This window comes from Streptomyces sp. 4N509B, from assembly GCF_052245655.1.
GTDB lineage: Bacteria > Actinomycetota > Actinomycetes > Streptomycetales > Streptomycetaceae > Streptomyces.
Genome location: NZ_JBQQBZ010000004.1, coordinates 257,089 through 279,379 on the forward strand (window position 1 = coordinate 257,089; position 22,291 = coordinate 279,379).

The 22,291-nt window shown below is 73.7% G+C and carries 17 protein-coding genes and 1 pseudogene; 10 read left to right on the forward strand and 8 right to left on the reverse strand.

The genetic code is table 11. From position 1 onward, the window contains the following. Positions 1-286 precede the first annotated feature (286 nt). Positions 287-1,306 carry a terpene synthase family protein gene (locus ACTWP5_RS07180; protein ID WP_443219901.1) on the forward strand — a complete coding sequence of 340 codons (1,020 nt, stop codon included), beginning with the start codon at positions 287-289 and terminating at the stop codon, positions 1,304-1,306. Here the strand turns inward: ACTWP5_RS07180 and ACTWP5_RS07185 are convergent. The 5 genes from ACTWP5_RS07185 to ACTWP5_RS07205 are packed head-to-tail and all read right to left on the reverse strand — an operon-like array spanning position 1,281 to position 6,056. Continuing rightward, on the reverse strand, positions 1,281-2,867 hold the full coding sequence (locus ACTWP5_RS07185) for a cytochrome P450 (RefSeq protein ID WP_443219902.1): 1,587 nt from the start codon (positions 2,865-2,867) through the stop codon (positions 1,281-1,283). The two genes, ACTWP5_RS07180 and ACTWP5_RS07185, sit on opposite strands and share 26 nt — an antisense overlap. Continuing rightward, positions 2,864-3,505 carry a GTP-binding protein gene (locus tag ACTWP5_RS07190; RefSeq protein ID WP_443219903.1) on the reverse strand — a complete coding sequence of 214 codons (642 nt, stop codon included), beginning with the start codon at positions 3,503-3,505 and terminating at the stop codon, positions 2,864-2,866. The genes ACTWP5_RS07185 and ACTWP5_RS07190 overlap by 4 nt, the downstream gene beginning before the upstream one ends. Beyond that, positions 3,486-3,869: a DUF742 domain-containing protein gene (locus ACTWP5_RS07195; RefSeq protein ID WP_443219904.1), complete on the reverse strand. Its 384-nt coding sequence runs from the start codon at positions 3,867-3,869 to the stop codon at positions 3,486-3,488. Before ACTWP5_RS07195 ends, ACTWP5_RS07190 begins: the two co-directional genes overlap by 20 nt. After that, positions 3,866-4,324: a roadblock/LC7 domain-containing protein gene (locus tag ACTWP5_RS07200; protein ID WP_443219905.1), complete on the reverse strand. Its 459-nt coding sequence runs from the start codon at positions 4,322-4,324 to the stop codon at positions 3,866-3,868. Before ACTWP5_RS07200 ends, ACTWP5_RS07195 begins: the two co-directional genes overlap by 4 nt. Positions 4,325-4,331: 7 nt before the next feature. Then, on the reverse strand, positions 4,332-6,056 hold the full coding sequence (locus tag ACTWP5_RS07205) for an ATP-binding protein (protein WP_443219906.1): 1,725 nt from the start codon (positions 6,054-6,056) through the stop codon (positions 4,332-4,334). 446 nt (positions 6,057-6,502) lie between these two features. Between ACTWP5_RS07205 and ACTWP5_RS07210 the strand changes: the two genes are divergently transcribed. Further along, complete coding sequence (locus ACTWP5_RS07210; RefSeq protein WP_443219907.1) at positions 6,503-7,864, forward strand: glutamine synthetase family protein; 1,362 nt, start codon at positions 6,503-6,505, stop codon at positions 7,862-7,864. A gap of 115 nt (positions 7,865-7,979) precedes the next feature. Then, positions 7,980-11,126 (forward strand): bifunctional [glutamine synthetase] adenylyltransferase/[glutamine synthetase]-adenylyl-L-tyrosine phosphorylase, encoded by a 3,147-nt coding sequence (locus ACTWP5_RS07215; protein ID WP_443219908.1) that lies wholly within the window; start codon positions 7,980-7,982, stop codon positions 11,124-11,126. Positions 11,127-11,483: 357 nt separating this feature from the next. On the opposite strand, the gene ACTWP5_RS07220 is transcribed toward ACTWP5_RS07215, so the two are convergent. The 3 genes from ACTWP5_RS07220 to ACTWP5_RS07230 all read right to left on the reverse strand — a co-directional run bounded on the left by ACTWP5_RS07220 (position 11,484) and on the right by ACTWP5_RS07230 (position 14,488). Then, positions 11,484-12,146, reverse strand: a complete 663-nt coding sequence (locus ACTWP5_RS07220; protein ID WP_443219909.1) for a lytic polysaccharide monooxygenase auxiliary activity family 9 protein — start codon at positions 12,144-12,146, stop codon at positions 11,484-11,486. A gap of 150 nt (positions 12,147-12,296) precedes the next feature. Then, on the reverse strand, positions 12,297-13,313 hold the full coding sequence (locus ACTWP5_RS07225) for a phosphatase PAP2 family protein (protein ID WP_443219910.1): 1,017 nt from the start codon (positions 13,311-13,313) through the stop codon (positions 12,297-12,299). Positions 13,314-13,441: 128 nt separating this feature from the next. Continuing rightward, positions 13,442-14,488: a LacI family DNA-binding transcriptional regulator gene (locus ACTWP5_RS07230; RefSeq protein ID WP_443219911.1), complete on the reverse strand. Its 1,047-nt coding sequence runs from the start codon at positions 14,486-14,488 to the stop codon at positions 13,442-13,444. Between the two features lie 210 nt (positions 14,489-14,698). Here ACTWP5_RS07230 and ACTWP5_RS07235 point away from each other — a divergent pair, with 210 nt between their 5' ends. The 7 genes and pseudogenes from ACTWP5_RS07235 to ACTWP5_RS07265 all read left to right on the forward strand — a co-directional run bounded on the left by ACTWP5_RS07235 (position 14,699) and on the right by ACTWP5_RS07265 (position 22,255). Further along, positions 14,699-15,961, forward strand: coding sequence for an extracellular solute-binding protein (locus ACTWP5_RS07235; protein WP_443219912.1), 1,263 nt, complete (start codon positions 14,699-14,701; stop codon positions 15,959-15,961). Positions 15,962-16,335: 374 nt separating this feature from the next. Next, entirely contained in the window at positions 16,336-17,214 is an 879-nt protein-coding gene (locus ACTWP5_RS07240; RefSeq protein ID WP_443219955.1) for a carbohydrate ABC transporter permease, read from the forward strand. A 2-nt stretch (positions 17,215-17,216) separates the two neighbouring features. Beyond that, on the forward strand, positions 17,217-18,173 hold the full coding sequence (locus ACTWP5_RS07245) for a sugar ABC transporter permease (RefSeq protein WP_443219913.1): 957 nt from the start codon (positions 17,217-17,219) through the stop codon (positions 18,171-18,173). A gap of 45 nt (positions 18,174-18,218) precedes the next feature. After that, positions 18,219-19,985 carry a glycoside hydrolase family 13 protein gene (locus ACTWP5_RS07250; protein ID WP_443219914.1) on the forward strand — a complete coding sequence of 589 codons (1,767 nt, stop codon included), beginning with the start codon at positions 18,219-18,221 and terminating at the stop codon, positions 19,983-19,985. Further along, positions 19,970-21,030: pseudogene (locus ACTWP5_RS07255) on the forward strand (LacI family DNA-binding transcriptional regulator). The gene ACTWP5_RS07250 and the pseudogene ACTWP5_RS07255 overlap by 16 nt, the downstream one beginning before the upstream one ends. 111 nt (positions 21,031-21,141) lie before the next feature. After that, on the forward strand, positions 21,142-21,789 hold the full coding sequence (locus tag ACTWP5_RS07260; RefSeq protein ID WP_443219915.1) for a class I SAM-dependent methyltransferase: 648 nt from the start codon (positions 21,142-21,144) through the stop codon (positions 21,787-21,789). A 67-nt stretch (positions 21,790-21,856) separates the two neighbouring features. Next, positions 21,857-22,255 (forward strand): hypothetical protein, encoded by a 399-nt coding sequence (locus ACTWP5_RS07265; protein ID WP_443219916.1) that lies wholly within the window; start codon positions 21,857-21,859, stop codon positions 22,253-22,255. Positions 22,256-22,291 lie beyond the last annotated feature (36 nt).

Genomic DNA, 22,291 nt, shown 5'->3' on the forward strand with positions numbered 1-22,291 from the left:
GGACTGACATTATGGGGGCGTGCGCCGTGGCTATATGCGCCGGGCACTTTCCGGCCATCGGTGTGATCGTCTGATTGCGTTCGGTGACCCACGGGCAGGCTCTCCCACGCTGAAACCCTGCCGGCCCCCGCACCCATCCGCTCGGACGATCCCGCTCGGACGACACGGAGGCCCCGACCTCCCACGCAACGCTGACCTCCTCAGCAGCTCGGCCTCCTCACAGGGGCCGCCCTCCTCAGAAGCTCGGACGTCTCGGAAGCCAGGAAGCTCGGAAGGGAAGTGGGCGATGCCGCAGGACGTCGGGTTCTTCCTGCCGTTCCCGACCCGGACCAACCCCGAGGCCGACCGGGCCAGGGGTCACCACCTCGCCTGGGTCCGCGCCCACGGCCTCGTCCGCGGCGAGGACGCCCTCCGCCGGTACGGGCGCTGGCGCCTGACGGACCTGGCCGCGTACACCTACCCGGCGGCCACGGGCGCCGCGCTCGACCTGGTGACCGACGCCGTCTGCCTCGGCTTCCCCCTCGACGACCAGTTCGACGGCGAACTCGGGCGGCAGCCGGAGCGCGCCGCCGCCCTCTGCGCCGCGCTCGCCTCGATCCCCTACCAGCCGCCCGACGCGCCGCCGCCGCTGGACGTGCCGCTCGCCCACGCCTACCACGACGTGTGGCGGCGCAGCGCGCACGGCATGTCCCCCGCCTGGCGGGAGCGCGCCGCCGCGAACCTCACCCGCTTCTTCCGCTCCTACGTGCGGGAGGCGGCCAACCGCCGGCACGGCGTCCGCCTCACCGAGGAGGCGTACCTGGCGCTGCGCCGCCAGGCCGTGGGCACCGCGCCCTGCTTCGACCTGATCGAACGCGCCGGCCGCTTCGAGGTGCCGCCCCCCGCGTACGCCAGCCGCGAGGTGCAGACCCTCACCCGCTGCGCCGGGGACGTCGTCTTCCTCTGCAACGACGTGCACTCGGTGGAGCGGGAGGAGGCCCAGGGCGACCCGCACAACCTCGTGCTGATCCGCCAGCGCGACACCGGCTGCGGCAGGAGCGAGGCCACCCGGCAGGTGGAGCGCCTGGTCAGGCAGCGGGTGGAGCTCTTCCTCGACGTCAGCCGCCGGCTGCCGCGCCTGGCGGCCGGGCGGTGGCGGCTGGCCGCCGCGGGCCGCGAGGCGCTGGAGCGGTACGTCGACGGGCTGCGCGCCTGGATGGTCGGCAACCAGCGCTGGGGCGTGACGACGGCCCGGTACGGGCCGGGCGCGGGCGGCGCCGAGGGGCCGGTCGTCGGGGACCTCACCGTTCCCGCGCGCGCCGGGTGACCCGGGCCAGGCGGCGTCGCCAGCGGGGGCCCGCGCCGTGCCGTCTGCGCCGCCCGGCCCCGCCGGGACCCGCGACCGGCCCTGCCACGTCGCCCGCCCTCTTCGCCCCGGTCGCGCGGCCCGCGCCGTGCGCCTCGTCCGGCCCTTCCGCCGCGTCCGCCGTCTCGGCCGCGTCGGCCGCGTCCGCCGCGCGCGCCGAACGGGAAAGGGCCGCGCCCGGCGTCGGTGGGCGCTCCGGGTTGACCTGCTCGGTGGGCGTGAACTCCACGGGCAGCGCCTCCAGGTGGCGCGACCAGGTGGAGGTCGCCCACCGCAGCTCGTCCGGCTCCACCGTCAGCCGGAGGTCCGGCAGCCGCCCCAACAGCACCTCGATCCCGGTTCCCGTGATGGCCCTGCCGATGTCCTGCCCCGGGCACTCGTGCGGCCCGTAGGTGAACGACAGGTGCGAGCGGTTGCCGTGCATCAACGCCCCCGGCTGGGGCCGGATCGTCGGATCCGCGTTGGCGGCCGCGAGGCCGAGGAGTAACGCGTCCCCCCTGCGGATCGTGTGCCCGGCCAGCTCCATGTCGTAGGCGGCGAACCCGCCGGGGCACACGGCGAACGGCGGCTCGTCCCACAGCACCTGCTCCACCGCCGAGGGGAGCGTCATCTGGCCGCCGCGCACCGAGCCGTGGAAGCGGGGGTGGGTGAGGACCATCCGCAGGGTGTTGGCGATCAGGCTGGTGGTCGACTCGTTGGCCGCGATCATCACCAGCCGCAGGTGGTGGGCGACCTCCTCGTCCGTCAGGCCGCTGTCGTGGGCCAGGAGCCACGAGGCGAGGTCGTGACCCGGCTCGGCCCGCTTCCGCGCCACCAGGCCGCCGAGGGTCCGCTGGATCCGCTGGTCGGCGACGACCGCCTTCTCCGTGCCCATCAGCAGCTGACGGCTGGCCGTCACCATGCGCGGGCCCTCCTCCTCCGGCAGTCCGAGGAGCCTGGCGAGCACCAGCATCGGCAGCTGCTGCGCGTACCGGGAGAGCAGCTCGGCCTGTCCCGTGCCGCAGAAGGCGTCGATCAGCCGGTGCCCGTGGTAGGTGACGTCGCGGCGCAGGCCGCGGCGGTCGCAACGCTCCAGGCTCTCGTTGACGGCGCTGCGCAGCCGCTGGTGCTGCGCGCCGTCCTGGTGGGTGCAGTCCGGTCCCCACAGCAGCACGGGCGCGATCGGGTCGTGCGGCTGGACCCGCCCCTCCTGCCACTCGCGCCAGTTGCGTCCGTCGCGGCTGAAGCGGCGCGGGTTGCGGGTGATGTGCAGGATCTCCTGGTACCCGAGGACCAGCCAGGCGGGGATGTCGCCCTCCAGCAACACGGGCGCGACGGCGCCGTGGTCGGCGCGCAGCCGGTCGTACACGGCCGTCGAGTCCTCCGCGACGCCCGGCCCGTAGAGCCGGACCACGCCGCCGGGGCCGAGCGCGTGGGCGGGACACCCGGGCGGGGGCTTCGGGGCGGGGGACGGCGGCGGGACCGCGGCCGGGGGGTCCACGGGGAGGGCGGCGGGTGAGTCGGCGCGGGACGTGTCGCTCATCGTGAGGGAGCCTCCGAGGTAGCGGTGGTGTACAGGTAGCGCATCAGCGTCAGCAGCACCTCGCGGCTGGAGTCGAGCTTGCGGGCGTCGCAGTTGACCACCGGCAGGTGCTCCGGCAGGTCGAGCGCGGCGCGCAGCTCGGGCACGGGGTGGACCGGCGTGTCGGGGAAGTTGTTGACCGCGACGACGAACGGCACGCCGCCGCGCTCCAGGCGGTCCATGACGGCGAAGCTGTCCTCCAGGCGGCGCGTGTCCACCAGCACCACCGCGCCGAGCGCCCCCTCGATCACGCCGTTCCACAGGAACCAGAAGCGCTGCTGCCCCGGCGTGCCGAAGAGGTACAGGACGAGCCGGTCGTTGAGGGTGATCCGGCCGAAGTCCATCGCGACGGTCGTCTCCGTCTTGCCCTCCACCCCGGAGATGTCGTCGACCCCGACGCCGGCGGTGGTCATCGTCTCCTCGGTGGTCAGCGGGCGGATCTCGCTCACCGAGCCGACCAGTGTCGTCTTGCCCACGCCGAAGCCGCCGACGATCACCACCTTGACCGAGGTCTCGGCCGAACTGGGCAGCAGGTCCTCAGCCCGGGGGCCGGGCACGGTGCCGACCCCTGAGCCGTAGTCACAGTCGTTGGAGTCCATCGATCAACGCCTTCAGCATCTCGAGATCGGGGTCGGAGGAGGCCAGCTCCTGCTCCGCGCGGGTCTGGCGGACCTCCACGTGGCGGTGGGCGAGGAGGTCGGCGACCAGCAGGTTCACCGCGCTGAACGGCAGGTCCAGGTGGGCGGAGATCTCGGCGACGGACAGCGGGCGCCGGCACATCCGCAGGATCGCCGCCTGCTCCGGTCCCGCGCCGGCGGACGGAGCGGATCGGGACACGACGAGCGTGACCAGATCCAGGACTAAGGAGTCGTCCTCCTCGCCACCTCCGGTCACGACGTACAGCGGAACGGCGGGCCCCTCCGTGCGCGTCGGCCCGTCGTCGTCGCCGGGGACCTCGCTCACGGGGCCGCCTGCTCGGGGGTTCGGGGCTGGGAGGAGAGGTGCTCGCCGATCCGCAGCACGAGGTCCCGCATGCGGTTGCTCACCAGGCCGGGATCGACCTCGGGGCCCGCCGTCACCGCGAGGTAGGACTTCTCGCCGGCCGACATCAGGTAGAAGAAGCCGCCGGCCAGGTGCAGGATCACCAGACGGACGCCGCCGTCGTCCGGGACGCCGGGGGTGACGGGGAGACCGGGCTCGTCCGGGTCCTCGGGCGGGAGCTCCGCGGCGATGGACTGGGCCAGGCTCCTGACGCCGGAGGCGGCGGCCGCGATGCGCTCGGCGCTGTCCCGCTCGGTGCTGTGCCGTGCGATGCACAGGCCGTCGGAGGTCAGCACGACGATGTGCCGGATCGTCGGAACGGTGGCGGCCAGGTCCCGCAGCAGCCAGTCCATGTTCTTGAGCCGATGGTGTGTCACGTCAGCCTCACTCTTCCTTGCTCTCTGCCGCGCCGGGTGCCGCGTCCGCGGCGGTGGTGGCCCCCGTGGCCCCCGTGGCTTCGGTGGCTCCCATGGCTTCCGCGACTCCGGCGGCTGCGGCGTCGTCGCCGACCTCGGCGGCGTCGGCGACCTGCCGTGCCCGGCCCTCCGGGTCTCCGGCCGCCTCACCGCCCGCCTGGCCCGGCTCGCTCCCGCCCGCCGCCTCCTCAGGGGCCGACGGGGCGCGCCGGGCGTCGGCTTCCGCGACACCCGCGAAGAACGCCTCCACCCACTCGCCCGTCTCGGGGGGCACCGCGCTCCGGTCGGCGGCCGGCTGGCGCCGCGGCAGGGGCCGCCGCCCCGGGGCCGGCCGCCGTGGCGGGATGTGGTGGCTCGGCGGCATCGCCCCCGGCACCGGGTTCTCCAACGCCCGGCGCAGCCGGCGCTGCGGCAGCCCGTTCGCGGCCCGCTCGTACTCGTACAGCTCGTCGGTGGCCGGCTCGGTGGGGTACGTGGGAGCGGGGCGCGCGGACCGCGAGGGTGGGGCGGACCGCGGCGGCTGGGCGGACCGCGAGGGCTGCGCGGAGCGCCGGGGGGACGTGCCGGGACGCGGCGCCGGCGGCGTCTCCGTCTCCACCATCGCCGGGTGCGGGTTGTAGATCGCCGGGCCCTTCATCGGCGGGGCCGGGGCCAGCAGGGACTGCGGGACGAAGACGACGGCCCGCACGCCGTCGCAGGTCGAGGGGCGCAGCGAGATGCGGGCGCCGATCTGGCTCGCGAGGATGCCCGCCACGCGCAGGCCGAGCCGCGCGGTCTCGCCGAGGTCCTCCATGTCGATGCCGTCCACGCCCTGGTGGAGCAGGAACTCCGCCCGGCGGCGCTTCTCCTCCGTCAGCCCCGTGCCCTTGTCCTCCACGGAGACCTCGACACCGGTCGCGACCTCCTCCGAGTTCATGATCACCATGGAGGTCGGCGGCGAGTACCGCGTGGCGTTGTCCAGCAGTTCGCCGAGGATGATGATGAGCGGCTCGACCACGTCGCCCCGTACCCCGACCTCGATGACCCGCTGCTGCTCCACCCGCAGGTACTCGTTGATCGGGCCCGAGCCGGCGCGCATCACGTCGTAGAGCGAGACGGCGTTCGTCCAGCGCCGCACCGGGCCGCCGCCGCCGAGGACGGCGAGCCCCGCGGCGAAACGTCCCGCCACGTTGATGCCGTGCTCCACCCGCATCAGGTCGTTGAGCATGCCCGGCGCGCCGTGCCGGAACTGCATCCTCGTGATCTCCTGCCGCATCCGGTTGATCTCGGACTGGATGCGGTTGGCGACGTTGACGATGGCGTGCTTGCCGGAGTCACGCTGCAACTCCATCTCGCACAGCGTGTCCGTCACCCGGAACACCACGGCGTTCAGGCGCGCCACCATCCGCGGGTCCAGCTCGCACGCGGGGTCGGGCTCGAACGTCCTGGTGAGCTCCACCTGCCGACGCGCCCGCGTCATGACGGCCGGCAACACCTCCCGCGCCAGCCGGTCGGTCTCCGAGAGGTGGCCCTCGATCCGACGCCGCAGCAGGGCGACCGTCCTGCCCCGCCGGACGGTCTCGCCCGCCATCGACGCCACGGCCAGCGTCGCCACCGCCCCACAGGCCGCCGCCGCGAGCCGCGCGTCCGCCGGGACCAGGACCGTGGCGACGAGCGTGACGACGGCGAGCAGGGCGGGTGGAACCCACCACACCGCGCCCGGGACCGGGCGTCGGTCTCGCGGTAAAGAAGCGGCTCGCACCATGGGCATCCTCACTGTGGCGGTTGCGGGCGGTCCTGCCGGACTCCATGCCTCCGGCAGGGGCGTATGCCTCTGACACGTGCGAGGCGTCGGTACACCACCGCTGGTGATCAACCAGCAGTAGTGGAGAAACCTCGCAACGTGACGGAAGGGTAGGGGGAGTGGCCCCCTTCGCGCAGGCGCTTGTCGAAACCTCCCCCAAACGGGGTCCGTCTGCGGTATACAGCCCGAGGCCAACGCCTTCGAGTTCCGCCGGGGGCCGACGGCCGGCCCCGGCCCGACACACGGCGGCACCCGGCGCCGTGTCTCACAATGTGGGGGAGGGCGTGCGCTCGCCGGCGCACGCCGCGAGAGGTGCGCAACGCCCAGGAAACCCCGGCCTGCGAGGATGGCTCACTATGGAGAAGCAGCAGGAGTTCGTGCTCCGCACGCTGGAGGAGCGCGACATCCGGTTCGTGCGCCTGTGGTTCACCGATGTGCTCGGCTTCCTCAAGTCCGTCGCCGTCGCCCCGGCCGAACTGGAGCAGGCCTTCGAGGAGGGCATCGGCTTCGACGGCTCCGCCATCGAGGGCTTCGCCCGGGTCCACGAGTCCGACATGATCGCGAAGCCGGCGCCCAGCACCTTCCAGATCCTGCCCTGGCGCGCCGAGTCACCCGGCACCGCGCGGATGTTCTGCGACATCCTGATGCCCGACGGCTCCCCCTCCTTCGCCGACCCGCGGTACGTCCTCAAGCGCGCCCTCGCCAAGAGCTCCGACCTCGGCTTCACCTTCTACACCCACCCCGAGATCGAGTTCTTCCTCCTCAACGACAAGCCCGTCGACGGCAGCCGGCCCACCCCCGCCGACTCCTCCGGGTACTTCGACCACACCCCGCAGAACGTCGGCATGGACTTCCGGCGCCAGGCCATCACCATGCTGGAGTCGATGGGCATCTCCGTGGAGTTCTCCCACCACGAGGGCGCTCCGGGCCAGCAGGAGATCGACCTGCGGTACGCCGACGCCCTGTCCACGGCCGACAACATCATGACGTTCCGGCTGGTGATGAAGCAGGTGGCGCTGGAGCAGGGCGTGCAGGCCACGTTCATGCCGAAGCCGTTCTCGGAGTATCCCGGCTCCGGCATGCACACCCACCTCTCGCTCTTCGAGGGCGACCGCAACGCCTTCCACGAGACGGGCGCCGAGTTCCAGCTCTCCAAGATCGGCCGCTCCTTCATCGCCGGCCTGCTCCGGCACGCCGGGGAGATCTCGGCCGTCACCAACCAGTGGGTCAACTCCTACAAGCGGATCTGGGGCGGCACCCAGCGCACGGCCGGCGCCGGCGGCGAGGCCCCGTCCTACATCTGCTGGGGCCACAACAACCGCTCCGCCCTCATCCGCGTGCCGATGTACAAGCCCGGCAAGATCGGCTCCACCCGCATCGAGGTCCGCTCCCTCGACTCCGGCGCCAACCCCTACCTCGCCTACGCCGTGCTGCTGGCCGCCGGCCTGAAGGGCGTCGAGGAGGGCTACGAGCTGCCGCCGGGCGCCGAGGACGACGTCTGGTCCCTCACCGACCGCGAGCGGCGGGCGCTCGGGATCGAGCCGCTGCCGCAGAACCTCGGCGAGGCGATCGCCCTGATGCAGCGCAGCGAGCTCGTCGCCGAGACGCTCGGCGAGCACGTCTTCGACTTCTTCCTGCGCAACAAGCGGCAGGAGTGGGAGGAGTACCGCTCCGAGGTCACGCCGTTCGAGCTGCGCAAGAACCTCCCCGCCCTGTAGCCCGGGGCGCTCGCGGAGCGCACGTGGTGCGAGCCGCGTCGCGGGGCGCTCGGCTAGTCTCGGCCAGGTGAGGCGGCGCGCGAGCGCCGCGACGGCCGCCACGGGCGCGAGGCCCGTGGCAGAGGAGACAGGGCGGGTGCCGGTGGAGGGCCGACGGGACAGCAGGTTCGGTCGGCTGCTGCGGCACGGGTTCGACGATCCCGCCGCCGCCGAGCGGCTGCTGGACGGGGACGCGCTGCGCGGCTCGGCCGACGCCGGGCTGATCGACGCCCTCGGCCGCGTCGCCGACCCCGACCTCGCCCTCCGCGGCCTCGCGCGGCTCGCCGAGGCCCAGCCGCCCCGCGAGCGGGCCGCGCTCGTGGCGGCGCTCCGGGCCGGGGGAGGGCTCCGCGACGGGCTGCTGGCCGTCCTCGGCGCCTCCGAGGGCCTCGCGGACCACCTCGCCCGCCACCCCGACCACTGGCGGGCTCCCGACCCGTCGGCCACCGCCCCGCCGGTCGCCGACCCGTCGGCCACCACCGACCCGTCGGCCGGCTCCCCGGCCGAGGATGCCGCCGGCCGGCGGCGCCCGACGCACCCGAACGCGCCCGACCACCCGGACGCCGGCGTCTTCGACGACGCGCTGGCCGAGGCCGCCGACCCCGACGCGCTGCGCGTCCTCTACCGGCGGGCCCTGCTCGGCATCGCCGCCCGCGACACCACGGGCTCCGTCGGCTTCGCCGAGACCGCCGCCGCCCTCGCCGACCTCGCCACCGCCACCCTCCGCGCCGCGCTGCGCATCGCCGAGGCCCAGGCCCCGGACGACGCGGCGGCCTGCCGGCTCGCCGTCATCGGCATGGGCAAGTGCGGCGGCCGGGAGCTCAACTACGTCTCCGACGTGGACGTGATCTTCGTCGCGGAGCCGCCGGCCGGCGCCGGCGAGGACGCCGAGGGCCCCGCCCTCCAGGCCGCGACGCGCCTGGCCGCCGCCCTCGTGCGGATCTGCTCCGACACCACCGCCGAGGGCACCATCTGGCCCGTCGACGTCGGCCTGCGGCCCGAGGGCAGGAACGGGCCCCTGGTCCGCACCCTCGTCAGCCACCTCGCGTACTACCAGCGCTGGGCCAAGACCTGGGAGTTCCAGGCCCTGTTGAAGGCACGCGCCGTCGCCGGCGACGCCGCCCTCGGCGCGGACTACTGCTCGGCCGTCGCCCCCCTGGTGTGGCGGGCCGCCGAGCGGGACAACTTCGTCCCCGACGTGCAGCGCATGCGCCGCCGCGTCGAGAGCTCCATCCCCGCCGCCCACGTCGAGCGCGAGCTGAAGCTCGGGCCCGGCGGGCTGCGTGACGTCGAGTTCGCCGTCCAGCTCCTCCAACTCGTCCACGGCCGGACCGATCCCGAACTGCGCCACGCCACCACCCTCGACGCCCTCGACGCGCTCGCCGCCGGGGGCTACGTGGGCCGCAGGGACGCCGCCTCGCTCGACGCCTCCTACCGCTTCCTGCGCACCGTCGAGCACCGCATACAGCTCCACCGGCTGCGCCGCACCCACCTGATGCCCACCGACGCCGCCGAGCTGCGGCGCCTCGGCCGCTCCCTCGGCCTCACCGGCGAGCCCGTCCAGGAGCTGACGGCCGCCTGGCGGCGTCACACCGCCGCCGTCCGCCGGCTCCACGAGAAGCTCTTCTACCGCCCGCTGCTCGACGCCGTCGCCCGCCTGGAGGCCGGCCAGGCCCGCCTCGGGCCCGAGGCGGCCCGCGAGCGGCTCGAAGCCCTCGGCTACGCCGACCCGGCCGCGGCCCTGCGCCACCTGAAGGCCCTGACCTCGGGCGTCAGCCGCAAGGCGGCGATCCAGCGGACGCTGCTGCCCGTGCTGCTGGACCGGTTCGCCGACTCGGCCGACCCCGACGCCGGGCTCCTCGGCTTCCGCAAGGTCTCCGACGCCCTCGGCACCACCCCCTGGTACCTGCGGCTGCTGCGCGACGAGGGCGCCGCCGCCGAGAACCTCGCCCGCGTGCTGTCCGCCGGCCGCCTCGCCCCCGACCTGCTGCTGCGCGCCCCGGAGGCCGTCGCGCTGCTCGGCGACCCGGCCGGGCTCACGCCCCGCGGCCGCGCCGCGCTCGACGCGGAGGTGCTGGCCGCCGTCGGCCGCGCCGACACCCCGGGACACGCGGTGACCGTCGCCCGCGGCGTGCGCCGGCGCGAGCTGTTCCGCACCGCGGCGGCCGACATCGTCGGCGCCTACGCCCCCGAGGGCACCCCGGCCTTCGAGGCCCCCGGCACGGTCCTCGACCGCGTCGGCGACGCCCTCACCGACCTCAACGCCGCCACCCTGGCGGGCGCGCTCCGCGCCGCCACCGAGGCCCGCCTCGCCGCCACCGGCCAGACGCGGCTGCCCACCCGCCTGGCCGTCATCGCCATGGGCCGCTTCGGCGGCCACGAGCTGAGCTACGGCTCCGACGTCGACGTCCTCTTCGTCCACCAGCCGGAGGACGGCGAGGACGAGGCGGCCGGCCCGGCCGCCTTCGCCGTGGCCAACGAGACGATCCGGCTCCTCCAGCTGCCCAGCGTCGACCCGCCGCTGCTGGTCGACACCGCGCTGCGGCCGGAGGGCAGGAACGGCCCCCTGGTCCGCACCCTCAGCGGCTACGCCGCGTACTACCGCCGCTGGTCACTGGTGTGGGAGAGCCAGGCGCTGCTGCGCGCGGAGCCCGTGGCCGGCGACGCGGAGCTCGGGCGGCGCTTCGTCGAACTGATCGCCCCGCTGCGGTACCCCGAGGACGGCCTGACGGAGTCGGCGGTCCGCGAGATCCGCCGCCTCAAGGCCCGCATGGAGGCCGAGCGGCTGCCCCGCGGAGCCGACCCCACCACCCACACCAAGCTCGGCCGGGGCGGCCTGTCCGACATCGAGTGGACCGTGCAGCTCCTCCAGCTCCGCCACGCCGGGCGGGTGCCGGCCCTGCGCACCACCCGCACCCGTCCCGCCCTGGCCGCCGCGGCGGCCGCCGGCCTCCTCGACGCGGACGACGCGGCCGTCCTCGACGAGGCGTGGGTGCTGGCCTCCCGGGTGCGCAACGCGGCGATGCTGGTGCGCGGCCGGGCGCTGGACACCTTCCCCACCGACCCGCGGGAGCTGGCCGCGACCGCCCGGTACCTCGGGTACGAGCCGGGCGCGGCGCGCCAGCAGGACACCGGCAGCAGCGGCCACATGCTCGACGACTACCGGCGCACGACGCGCCGGGCCCGCGCCGTCGTGGAGCGACTGTTCTACGACGGGGCCTGAGGGCTGCCGGGGCGGCTCCCCGTGGCCTCTCCCGCACGCCGCTCGGCGGCGGGGACTCCGTCCCGTCCCGGAGGTCCGGGGGAGGGGAGCGGTGGAGCGGCAGGCGTCGCGAGCCCGCCGGGGATCGTTTGCCAGCCCCCGAGGGCGCATGCGCCCTCGGGCGTGTCGGGACGGGTCGGACAGATCGAACAGGCCGGGGCGCGAGGGCCGGGGCGCGCGCGGGGGCGGGTCCGTGGTGGACGCCCGCCGACGCCCCGGCCGCCAGCACCACGCTAGGGGCCGCGCTGAGGGGTCGCGCTGAGGGCCGGGGCGGCCCCGGCCCCGGCCCTCGGCTCACGCTGCTCCCGCGGTGTCGGGTCAGCCGGTGAAGTTGACGTCGGTGCAGTGGTAGTACGACTGGTCGAGGTGGCTGGCCTGCCAGATGGTGTAGACGACGTGGTGACCGGTCCGGCCCGGCGCGGACACCTGGAACGGGGTGGTGGGGCTGGTCGGCATCGGACCGACCTCGGTGACCAGTTCGAGGTCGCCCCAGCCCAGTCGCTGGGTGGTCGGGTCGAAGCCCTGCTTGGTCACGTACACCCGGATGAAGTCGGCGCCGTGGTGGGAGTTGTCGAGCAGGTTCATGGTGAACGTGTTCGACACGTCCTTGGCCTGCCACGGGCCGGGCTCGTCGAGCGCGGCGTACCGTCCGCCGGCGGTGTTCCCGCCGCTGCAGAGCGTGCCGTCGGGGACGGCGGCCTGGTAGTTGCCGCCGACGCCGTCGCGGAGCAGGCCGTTCCAGTTCCACATGGCGTTGGGGTCGGCCTGCCACGCCTGGTAGCACATGGGGTCTTCCTGGGCCATGGCCGGGTTCTGCCAGTCGCCGGCCCAGCGCTCGTAGCAGCCGTAGACCCGCGACGGTGGGTCGCTGATCGCGCCGTGGGCCTGCGCGCTGTTCGTGCTGACCGTGGTCATCAGCGCGAGCACCGCGGCCACGCCCGCCAGGACTCGCCACGTCGTCCTTCTGAGGGAGAGCCTCACTTCCGCCACATCTCCTTCGGTGATCGTCGGACCGGGGCATGGGAGCGCTCCCAAACGCTGAGGGGACCGTAGCAACCACAGGCCGACCTGTTAAGCCTCCGCGCAGGACGACCGTGCGCCACGAGGTCCGTGCGCTACGAGTCCGTGCCGCTACGACGCCCGTGGTGCCACGGCACCGCCGCCCCCGCGGCCGTCTCCCGTGTCCTCACCCTCGCCCTCACCCGGGCCGGCAGCGCCCGCGTCCGTGCCCGTGCCCCGGCGGCCCCGACCCGCGCCCGCGCCCGCGCCCGCCGCGACCGAGCCTGGCTCCGCCGCCAGCTCCCGCGGCAGCCGGTAACAGAACCGCCCGAACCACAGCCAGGCCACGCCGTACCCGAAGCCGAGGCAGAGCATGCCGCCCACCGCGTCGAGCCAGAAGTGGTTCGCGGTCGCGACGATGACGACGAGCGTGACCGCCGGGTACAGCACCCCCAGGGCCTTCAGCCACAGCGGCCTCGCCAGGACGGCTATCGTGACGCCGCACCACAGCGACCAGCCGATGTGCATCGACGGCATCGCGGCGTACTGGTTCGACACCGACGCCATCGCCGTGCCCTCGGCCGAGAGCGAGCCCCACGTGTGGTGCACGGAGGCGGTGTCGATGAAGTCCATCCCCTCCATGAGGCGCGGCGGCGCCAGGGGATAGAAGTAGTACCCGACGAGGGCCACCCCCGTGGTGGCGAAGAGCACCAGCCGCACCGCCCCGTACCGGCCCGGGTGGCCGCGGAAGAGCCACACCAGGACGGCGATCGTCACGACGAAGTGGAGCGTGGCGTAGTAGTAGTTCATCGTCACGACGAGCCACGTGACGCCCTCGACGGCGTGGTTCACCGAGCGCTCGAAGGCCAGCCCCAGGGTGTCCTGGAGGTCCCAGATCCAGCGCGCGTTGTCCTGGGCCTGCTCGACGCGGTCGGGGGCGGCGTTCCTGATGACCGAGTACGTGCCGTAACTGACGGCGATCAGCATCAGCTCGAACCAGAGCCTGGGACGCCGGGGCGCCCAGCGTCGGCGCGTCGTGGCCTGACCGGTGGGTGCTGACGTCGTCGGTGTCTCCGTATCCTGACCGGTCACGACGCCCGCCGCGCTCCCTCGGTGATCTTCCTTCGGCCTGACGCTGACTGCCCCCATGTGGCCATAGTCTGCCAGAGCACTGACAACCGATTGATCATCCCATGGTCGGGTCTTCGCCCCGGTATATCCCCCACCTCCTCGCGCCGCCGACCCCGAGCCGCCCTCACGGCACACGCCGCCCTCGGCTACGGGGCGGTGGGGATCGGGGCCGGGGGTGTCGGTGGCGCGGCGGCCGTCGAGCCGCGGACCACCAGCTCCGGCATGAAGACGAACTCGCTGTGGGGGGTCGGGGTGCCCCCGATCTCCTCCAGCAGGGCGCGCACGGCGGCCTGGCCCATCGCGGTGACCGGCTGCCGGATCGTGGTCAGGGGTGGGTCGGTGAAGGCGATCAGCGGGGAGTCGTCGAAGCCGATGACCGAGCAGTCCGCCGGCACCGACCGCCCCAGCTGCCGCGCCGCGCGGATCGCTCCCAGGGCCATCATGTCGCTGGCGCAGACCACGGCCGTGCAGCCCCGCGCCAGCAGCGCGCTCGCCGCGGCCTGGCCGCCCTCCAGGGTGAACAGCGAGTGCTCGACGAGGCTCTCCGCCTCCTGTCCCGCGGTCCCGAGGTGCTCGCGCACCGCCCCCAGGAACCCCTCGATCTTGCGGCGCACCGGCACGAAGCGCGCCGGCCCGAGCGCCAGCCCGATCCTGCGGTGGCCCAGGGAGGCCAGGTGGGTGATGGCCAGCCGCATCGCGGCCCGGTCGTCGGGGGAGACGAAGGGGGCGCGGACCTTCGGCGAGAAGCCGTTGACCAGCACGAACGGCACGCCCTTGCCGCGCAGCCGCTCGTAGCGCGCCATGTCGGCGGTGGTGTCCGCGTGGAGGCCGGAGATGAAGATGATGCCGGCGACGCCGCGCTCGACGAGCATGCCGGTCAGCTCGTCCTCGGTGGAGCCGCCCGGGGTCTGGGTGGCGAGGACGGGGGTGTACCCCTGACGGGTGAGCGCCTGCCCGATGACCTGGGCGAACGCCGGGAAGATCGGGTTCTCCAGCTCGGGGGTGATCAGGCCCACGAGGCCGGCGCTGCGCTTCTGGAGCCGGGCGGGGCGCTCGTACCCCAGGAGGTCGAGCGCCGTCAGGACGGATTCGCGGGTGGGTGCGGCGACTCCCGGTTTGCCGTTCAGCACCCGGCTGACGGTCGCCTCGCTGACCCCCGCCTGAGCTGCGATGTCAGCAAGCCGTGCGGTCACAGCTTCGGACTGTACCCGGCGTGCCGCGCGCTGCCCACGGCGGAGGGGAAAGTGTACTGAGATGCTCGCCACTCTTGCAGAAATTTACCGCAAGGTCTTTCCAAGCTTTGGCCTCGCTGTTACGTTCCTCCTCAGTCCGGCGCCGCAGGGGTGTGGCGCATAGGGTGGATTAAGCCCCTCATATCGGGTGAATCGCTTGAAGGAGTTCACATGCGGCGCAGCATAGGGACGACGGCGGCCGTGGTAGCCGCTCTGGCTCTTACGGCAACGGCTTGCGGCGGGGATGACGGGGACGGCGGCGGTGGGGGCGGTGGCCAGGACGGCGAGCTCTCCGGCACGGTCACCTTCTGGGACACCTCCAACGAGACCGAGGCCGAGGTCTTCCAGGCCGTCGCCGAGGACTTCCAGGAGCTTCACCCGGGCGTCACCGTCGACTACGTCAACATCGGCTTCGACGACGCGGAGAACCGTTTCAAGAACGCCGCCGGCGCCAACGAGGCGCCCGACGTGATGCGCACCGAGGTCGCCTGGGTCGCCGACTTCGCCAGCCTGGGATACCTCTACCCACTCGACGACACCGCCGCCCTGGACAACCAGGACGACTTCCTGGACCAGGCCTGGGCCTCCACCCAGTACGAGGGCCAGACCTACGCCGTGCCGCAGGTGATCGACACCCTCGCCCTCTTCTACAACGAGCAGCTGCTCCGGGAGGCGAACGTCGAGGTCCCCGAGACCCTTCAGGACGTGCGGAACTCCCGCGAGGCGTTCGACGAGGTCGGCGCCACCCCGATGTACGTGCGCGGCGACGACCCGTACTGGTTCCTGCCGTTCCTCTACGGCGAGGGCGGCGACATGGTCGACGCCGAGGCCCAGACGGTCACGATCGACAACGAGGCCGGCGTGGCCGCGTTCACCCAGATGCAGGAACTCATCGAGTCCGGCGCCGGCATCACCGACACCAGCGACGGCTGGGAGAACATGATGTCCGCCTTCGCCGACGGCGAGGTGGCCATGATGGTCAACGGCCCCTGGGCCATCGCCGACGCCACCGCCGCCCTCGGCGACGACCTCGGCGTCGCGCCCGTCCCCGCCGGCGGCGCCCAGCAGGCGGCCCCCCAGGGCGGCTGGAACTACGGCGTCTACGCCGGCACCCCCGAGGCCGACGCCTCCTTCGAGTTCGTGAAGTACATGAGCTCCGCCAAGACCCAGCAGCGGATCACCGAGGAGCTCAGCCTGCTGCCGACCCGCGCCTCCGTCTACGAGGCCCCCTCGGTCCAGGACAACGAGATGGTGCAGTTCTTCAAGCCCGCCGTGGACGTGGCGCACGAGCGTCCCTGGATCCCGCAGGCCCAGTCCCTCTTCGAGCCGCTGGAGGTCGCCATCGAGGCCATGCTCACCGGCTCCGCGTCGCCCGAGGAGGCGGCGGGCAGCGCCGGCGACGAGTACCGCGAGCTGCTCGAAGACTGGAAGTGACGCGGCGCGCCCAGGAAGGACACGGAGGGTGACAGGAGGGCCGAGACATGGCAGCTGATGCGGACACGCCCGACGCGGTGAACCCCGGGGGCGGCCCCGGGAGCCCGGAGCCGCGCAGGACGGCGGCCCTGGAGCCCGGCGGCGAGGGCCGACCCACCACGAGCCCGGCCGCTGGACCTCCCGGCGCGGTCGCCGCCCCCGGCACGCCCGGCGCCCCCGACCCTGACGCCACCGGCCCCGCCCACGGCGGCGGGGCCGGGGCCTCCGGGCGGCGGCCGGGTGGCCCCGGCGCGCGGCGCCCGGCCCGGGCCCCCGGGAAGGGCCCCGCCGGCCGGCTGCGGCTCGCCCTGAGCCGTCACTGGTACGCCTGGGCGATGATCTCCCCGGTCATCCTCGTCGTGGCGGCCATCATCGGCTGGCCCCTGGTCCGCGGCGTGTACCTGTCGTTGACCAACGCCGACGAGGCCAACGTCGAGCGGCAGATCGGGGTCAACAAGATCCCGGCCACCTACGAGTGGGTGGGCCTGGAGAACTACCGCGACATCCTCACCGACGACGACTTCTGGGACCGGCTGGGCTGGACCGTGCTGTGGACGGTGGCGTGCGTCGCGATCACCTTCCTCATCGGCCTCACCCTCGCCGTCATGCTCAACCGCACCTTCCGCGGGCGCACCGTCTACCGCATGGCGCTGATCCTGCCGTGGGCGATCCCCGCGTTCGTCTCGGTCTTCGCCTGGCGGATGCTCTACAACGAGCGCAACGGCATCCTCAACAGCCTCCTCGACGGCCGCGGCATCGACGGCGTCGCCTGGCTGTCCGACCCCACCTGGGCCAAGGTCGCCGTGATCGCGGTCAACGTCTGGCTCGGCGTGCCGTTCATGCTCATGGCGATGCTGGGCGCCCTCCAGTCCATCCCGCCCGACCTGTACGAGGCGGCGGAGATGGACGGCGCCGGCCCCTGGCAGCGCTTCACCAACATCACGCTGCCCGGCGTCCGCTCGGTCAGCATGACCGTGGTGCTGCTCAGCACCATCTGGACCTTCAACATGTTCCCGGTGATCTTCCTGCTGACCCGTGGCGGTCCCGCGGGAGCCACCGACATCCTGGTGACCGAGGCGTACCGACTCGCCTTCGTCACCAGCCCCCGCGACTTCGCGAACTCCGCGGCCTGGGGCGTGCTGATCCTGCTGCTCCTGGTCCTCTTCGCGATCTCCTACCGCAGGGTGCTCCGCCGGCAGGGAGAGGTGTGGTGACGATGGCGACCACGACCGACCAGACCAGGACCAGGACGCGCCAGGGCCGCGCCGACGAGCTGACCGGCGGCCCCGGTCGGGGCCACGGCCCCGGCCGCGGGGGCGGGGGCGGCAGGGGCCGGAAGGTCCGCCGCCGCGGCGAACGCGGCCCGCTGGCCTCCATCGGCCTCCACGCCGCGCTGCTGACCGCCGCGTTCATCGCTGTCTTCCCGCCCTTCTGGCTGCTGGTGACCTCCTTCAAGCCGAAGGCCGACACCTTCACCCTCTCCCTGGTCTCCGACTTCAGCCTCGACAACTACGACCACGTCATCAACGACACCGAGTTCCTGAGCTGGTTCGGCAACTCGCTGTTCGTCGTGGTCTCCACCACCGTCATCGGCGTGCTGATCTCCTCGACCACCGGCTACGCCCTCAGCCGCTTCCGCTTCCCCGGCATGCGCGCGCTGATGTGGGTCCTGCTGATCACGCAGATGTTCCCCATGGCCGTGCTCATCGTGCCGCTGTACAACCTCATGTCGCGTTACGGCATCCTCAACCAGCCCGTCGCGCTCATCGTCACCTACCTGACGATCGCCGTGCCGCTGTGCGCGTGGCTGATGAAGGGCTTCTTCGACACCATCCCCATCTCGATCGACGAGTCGGGACGCGTCGACGGCCTCTCCCCGTTCGGCACCTTCTGGCGGCTGATCATGCCGCTGGCCCGGCCGGGCCTGGCGGTCACCGGCTTCTTCACCTTCGTCACGGCCTGGGCCGAGGTGGCCTTCGCCACGGCGTTCCTGACCGGCGAGGAGAACCTCACCCTCGCCGGGGGCCTCCAGACCTTCGTCAACCAGCACACCCAGGACTGGCACCTGATGACGGCCGCCGCGGTGCTCATCGCCGTGCCCGCGATCGTCGTCTTCGGGTACGCGCAGCGGCACCTCCAGTCCGGACTCACCACGGGCGCCACCAAGGCGTGACCGCCTGACGTCAGCGACCGCGACCATCACCTTCCCAGGGACGACATGACCCAGCATCTCGCCGACCCCACCCAGCCGCAGACGACGCAGACGACGCAGACGACGGACGCGACGCCGACGACGGCCCCCGCCGCGGACCCCTCGGCCAACGGCCGACCGCCGGCCGACTGGTGGCGCGACGCCGTCATCTACCAGGTCTATCCGCGCTCCTTCGCCGACGGCAACGGCGACGGCATGGGCGACCTGCCCGGCATCCGCCAGCGCCTGCCCCACCTCGCCCGCCTCGGCGTCGACGCCGTGTGGCTGAGCCCCTTCTACGCCTCACCCCAGGCCGACGCCGGCTACGACGTCGCCGACTACCGCGCCATCGACCCCATGTTCGGCGACCTCCACGACGCCGACGCCCTCATCCGGGACGCCCACGAGCTCGGCCTGCGCATCATCGTCGACCTCGTCCCGAACCACTCCTCCGACCAGCACGAGTGGTTCCAGCGCGCGCTGCGCGAGGGCCCGGGATCGCCGCTGCGCGAGCGCTACCACTTCCGCCCCGGACTCGGCGCCGACGGTGAGCGGCCCCCCAACGACTGGGAGTCCATCTTCGGCGGACCCGCCTGGACCCGCACCACCAACCCCGACGGCACCCCCGGCGAGTGGTACCTGCACCTGTTCGCCCCCCAGCAGCCCGACCTCAACTGGGACAACCCGGCGGTCCACGACGAGTTCCGGTCGCTGCTGCGCTTCTGGCTGGACATGGGCGTCGACGGCTTCCGCATCGACGTCGCCCACGGCCTGGTCAAGGCGGCGGGGCTGCCCGACATGGGCCACACCGGACAGCTGAAGCTCCTCGGCACCCAGACCCTGCCCTTCTTCGACCAGGACGGCGTCCACGAGATCTACCGGTCCTGGCGCACGATCCTCGACGAGTACCCGGGCCAGCGCGTCGGCGTCGCCGAGGCGTGGACCCCGAACGCCGCGCGCACCGCGCTCTACGTCCGGCCCGACGAGCTCCACCAGGCGTTCAACTTCCACTACCTCACCACGGAGTGGAACGCCGAGGCGCTGCGGGCCGCCGTCGACGAGTCGCTCGACTCGATGCGCCCCGTGGGCGCCCCGAGCACCTGGGTCCTGTCCAACCACGACGTCGTCCGCCACCGCACCCGCCTCGGCGGCGGCCTCGCGCGCGCCCGCGCCGCGACGCTGCTCATGCTGGCGCTGCCCGGCTCCGCCTACCTCTACCAGGGCGAGGAACTCGGCCTCCCGGAGGTCGTCGAACTCCCCGACGAGGTCCGGCAGGACCCCGCCTTCCTGCGCCGTGTGGCCGCTGCCGGGGCCGCCGCGGCCGCCGCGGCCGCCGGCGCTCCCGGCGCGGAGGCCGAGGGACAGGACGGCCTGCGCGACGGCTGCCGCGTCCCGATCCCCTGGACGCCCGTGGGCCGCTCCTACGGCTTCGGCGAGGGCGGCAGCTGGCTGCCGCAGCCCGCCGGCTGGGGCGAGCTGTCCGTGGCGAGCCAGACCGGCGATCCCGACTCCACGCTGGAGTTCTACCGCGCCGCCCTCGCACTGCGCCGGCAGCACCCGGCCCTCGGCGCCGGGGACCACGTCGAGTGGCTCGACGCCCCCGACGGCGTGCTCGCCTTCCGACGCCGGGCCGCCGACTCCACGACCCTCACCTGCGTCACCAACACCACCGACCGCGAGATCGCGTTGCCCCCCTCGCTGCTGGACGACACCGCCCGCCCCCTGATCGCCAGCGGCCCCCACGCCGGCGGCGCGGCCCTCCCCGCCGACACCACCGTATGGTGGGCGGCGTGACCTCGGGCGACACAGTCTCACACCCCAGCGCGACGGGCGGCCCCGCCCGCCTTGCCGACATCGCCCAGCGGCCCGCGTCAGCGAGGCCACGGTCAGCCGGGTGCTCAACGGCAAGGCGGGCGTGGCCGCCGCCACCCGCCAGAAGGTCCTCGCCGCGCTCGACCTCCTCGGCTACGAGCGCCCGGTGAGGCTGCGTCAGCGCAGCGCGGGGCTCATCGGGCTGGTCATACCGGAGCTGACCAACCCCATATTCCCCGCGTTCGCCCAGGTCATCGAGCAGGAGCTGGTCGCCCACGGGTACACCCCGCTGCTGGGCACCCAGCCGCCGGGCGGCACCACGGAGGACGAGCTCGTCGAGCAGCTGGTCGACCACGGCGTCACCGGCATCGTCTTCATGTCCGGCCTGCACGCCGACACCACCGCCGACCCCTCCCGCTACGCCCGTCTGAACGGCCGCGGCGTGCCGTTCGTCTGCATCAACGGCTACCACCCGGACATCAAGGCCCCGTTCGTCTCCCCGGACGACGCGGCGGCCACCCGCATCGCCGTCCGCCACCTGAGCGCGCTGGGACACCGGCGGATCGGCCTGGCCGTCGGACCCGACCGCTTCGTCCCCGTCCAGCGCAAGCTCGACGGCTTCCACGCCGAGACCACCGCCCTCGACCTCGACGCCACGGTCCACCACACCCTCTTCTCCGTCGAGGGCGGCCAGGCCGCCGCCTCCTCCCTCCTCGACGCCGGCTGCACCGGCCTGGTCTGCGGCAGCGACATGATGGCCCTCGGCGCCATCCGCGCCGTCCGCCACCGGGGCCTGCGGGTCCCCGAGGACGTCTCCGTCGTCGGCTACGACGACTCCGACCTCGTCGCCTTCACCGACCCGCCCCTCACCACCCTGCGCCAGCCCGTCCGCGCCATGGCGTCCGCCGCCGTCCGCTCCCTCCTGGAGGAGGTCGCGGGCAACCACGTCCACCACACGGAGTTCGTCTTCCAGCCCGAACTCGTCGTCCGCGGCTCCACCGCCCAGGCCCCGGCCCCCGCCGCCTGATCCGCTCGCCCGCTCCCCGGGCGAGAGCCGTGCCCGGCGGGCCGGGCGGGCCGGGCGGGGGACGTCCGGGTGAGCGGCTCGCCCCGGCGGGCAGGAGCTACTGTCGCGGGCATGGTCGAACACGATGCCCTCACCGCCACCCGCGAGGCCTACGACGCGGTGGCCCTCACGTATGCCGAGACGTTCCGCGACACGCTGCGCGAGAGGCCGCTGGAGCGGGCGTTCCTGGGTGCCTTCGCCGAGGTGGTGCGTGGAAGCGGGGAAGCTCGGGTCGCGGATCTGGGGTGCGGCCCTGGCCATGTCACCGCCTGGCTGGAGGAGGTGGGGCTGACGGCCTGGGGCGTCGACGCCTCTCCCGCGATGATCGAGCTGGCCCGACGCGCCTACCCGGGCCCGCGGTTCGACGTGGGTTCGATGGCCGCGTTGGACATCGCCGACGGCGTGCTGGGCGGCGTCCTCTCCCGTTGGTCCGTCATCCACACCCCGCCGCCGGAACTCCCCGCCATCGTCACGGAGTTCCATCGCGTGCTGGCGCCTGGCGGCCACCTTCTGCTCGCCTTCTCGGCCAGCGACGACCCGTCTCACCCGACGCAGGTCTTCGACCACACCGTCGCGCCGGCCTATCGGTGGTGGCCTGACCACCTCGCCGCGCTGCTGCGCGCCTCCGGGCTGGCCGAGGTGGCCCGGATGGTCCGCGAGCCCGAGCCCACGGACCGACGGCAGTTCCGTGAGGTCCACCTGCTCGCCCGCAAGGTCTAGGAAGGGCCCGGTCGCTATCGTGGCCGTGCGCGCGAGGGCGTCGACGCGGGCCAGGGAAGGGGGCGGCATGACGGGTGTGGTGCGGCTGGTGACGCACGTCGACCTCGACGGCGAGGCGGCCGGCCCCAGGGAGCTCTCGGTGTCGGCACGCCTGGAGACGGTCCTCGCGGACGGCCGCTCCGTGGTGCTGCTCGACGACCGGGGCTGGAGCTCCTGGTTGAGCGGCGACGACGGGGACATCGGGGCGTTCGTCTCGGTCGAGGAGATCGAGGAGACGGCCCGCGTGGTGGTCGGGCCGGACGAGCCGGTCGAGGGCGAGACGCACGAGCGGATGGCGGCCGGACACTGGGGGTTCCTGGCCGGCGTCCTGAGGGGGCGGGGCGTGGACGTGGACGCGGGGGAGCTGGAGCGGCTGCGGCACGACGTCGTGCTGAGCGACCGCCTGCGGGCGAGGATCGCGGGCTGAGAACGGAGGTCCCCGCGCCGTGGGTTCCGGCGGCGG

Bases quoted from the DNA above. Each gene is read 5' to 3' on its own strand.
- ACTWP5_RS07180 (WP_443219901.1), top strand. From the start codon at position 287: ATGCCGCAGGACGTCGGGTTCTTCCTGCCGTTCCCGACCCGGACCAAC.
- ACTWP5_RS07185 (WP_443219902.1), bottom strand. From the start codon at position 2,867: ATGAGCGACACGTCCCGCGCCGACTCACCCGCCGCCCTCCCCGTGGAC.
- ACTWP5_RS07190 (WP_443219903.1), bottom strand. From the start codon at position 3,505: ATGGACTCCAACGACTGTGACTACGGCTCAGGGGTCGGCACCGTGCCC.
- ACTWP5_RS07210 (WP_443219907.1), top strand. From the start codon at position 6,503: ATGGAGAAGCAGCAGGAGTTCGTGCTCCGCACGCTGGAGGAGCGCGAC.
- ACTWP5_RS07225 (WP_443219910.1), bottom strand. From the start codon at position 13,313: ATGGGGGCAGTCAGCGTCAGGCCGAAGGAAGATCACCGAGGGAGCGCG.
- ACTWP5_RS07235 (WP_443219912.1), top strand. From the start codon at position 14,699: ATGCGGCGCAGCATAGGGACGACGGCGGCCGTGGTAGCCGCTCTGGCT.
- ACTWP5_RS07240 (WP_443219955.1), top strand. From the start codon at position 16,336: ATGATCTCCCCGGTCATCCTCGTCGTGGCGGCCATCATCGGCTGGCCC.
- ACTWP5_RS07245 (WP_443219913.1), top strand. From the start codon at position 17,217: ATGGCGACCACGACCGACCAGACCAGGACCAGGACGCGCCAGGGCCGC.
- ACTWP5_RS07250 (WP_443219914.1), top strand. From the start codon at position 18,219: ATGACCCAGCATCTCGCCGACCCCACCCAGCCGCAGACGACGCAGACG.
- ACTWP5_RS07260 (WP_443219915.1), top strand. From the start codon at position 21,142: ATGGTCGAACACGATGCCCTCACCGCCACCCGCGAGGCCTACGACGCG.
- ACTWP5_RS07265 (WP_443219916.1), top strand. From the start codon at position 21,857: ATGACGGGTGTGGTGCGGCTGGTGACGCACGTCGACCTCGACGGCGAG.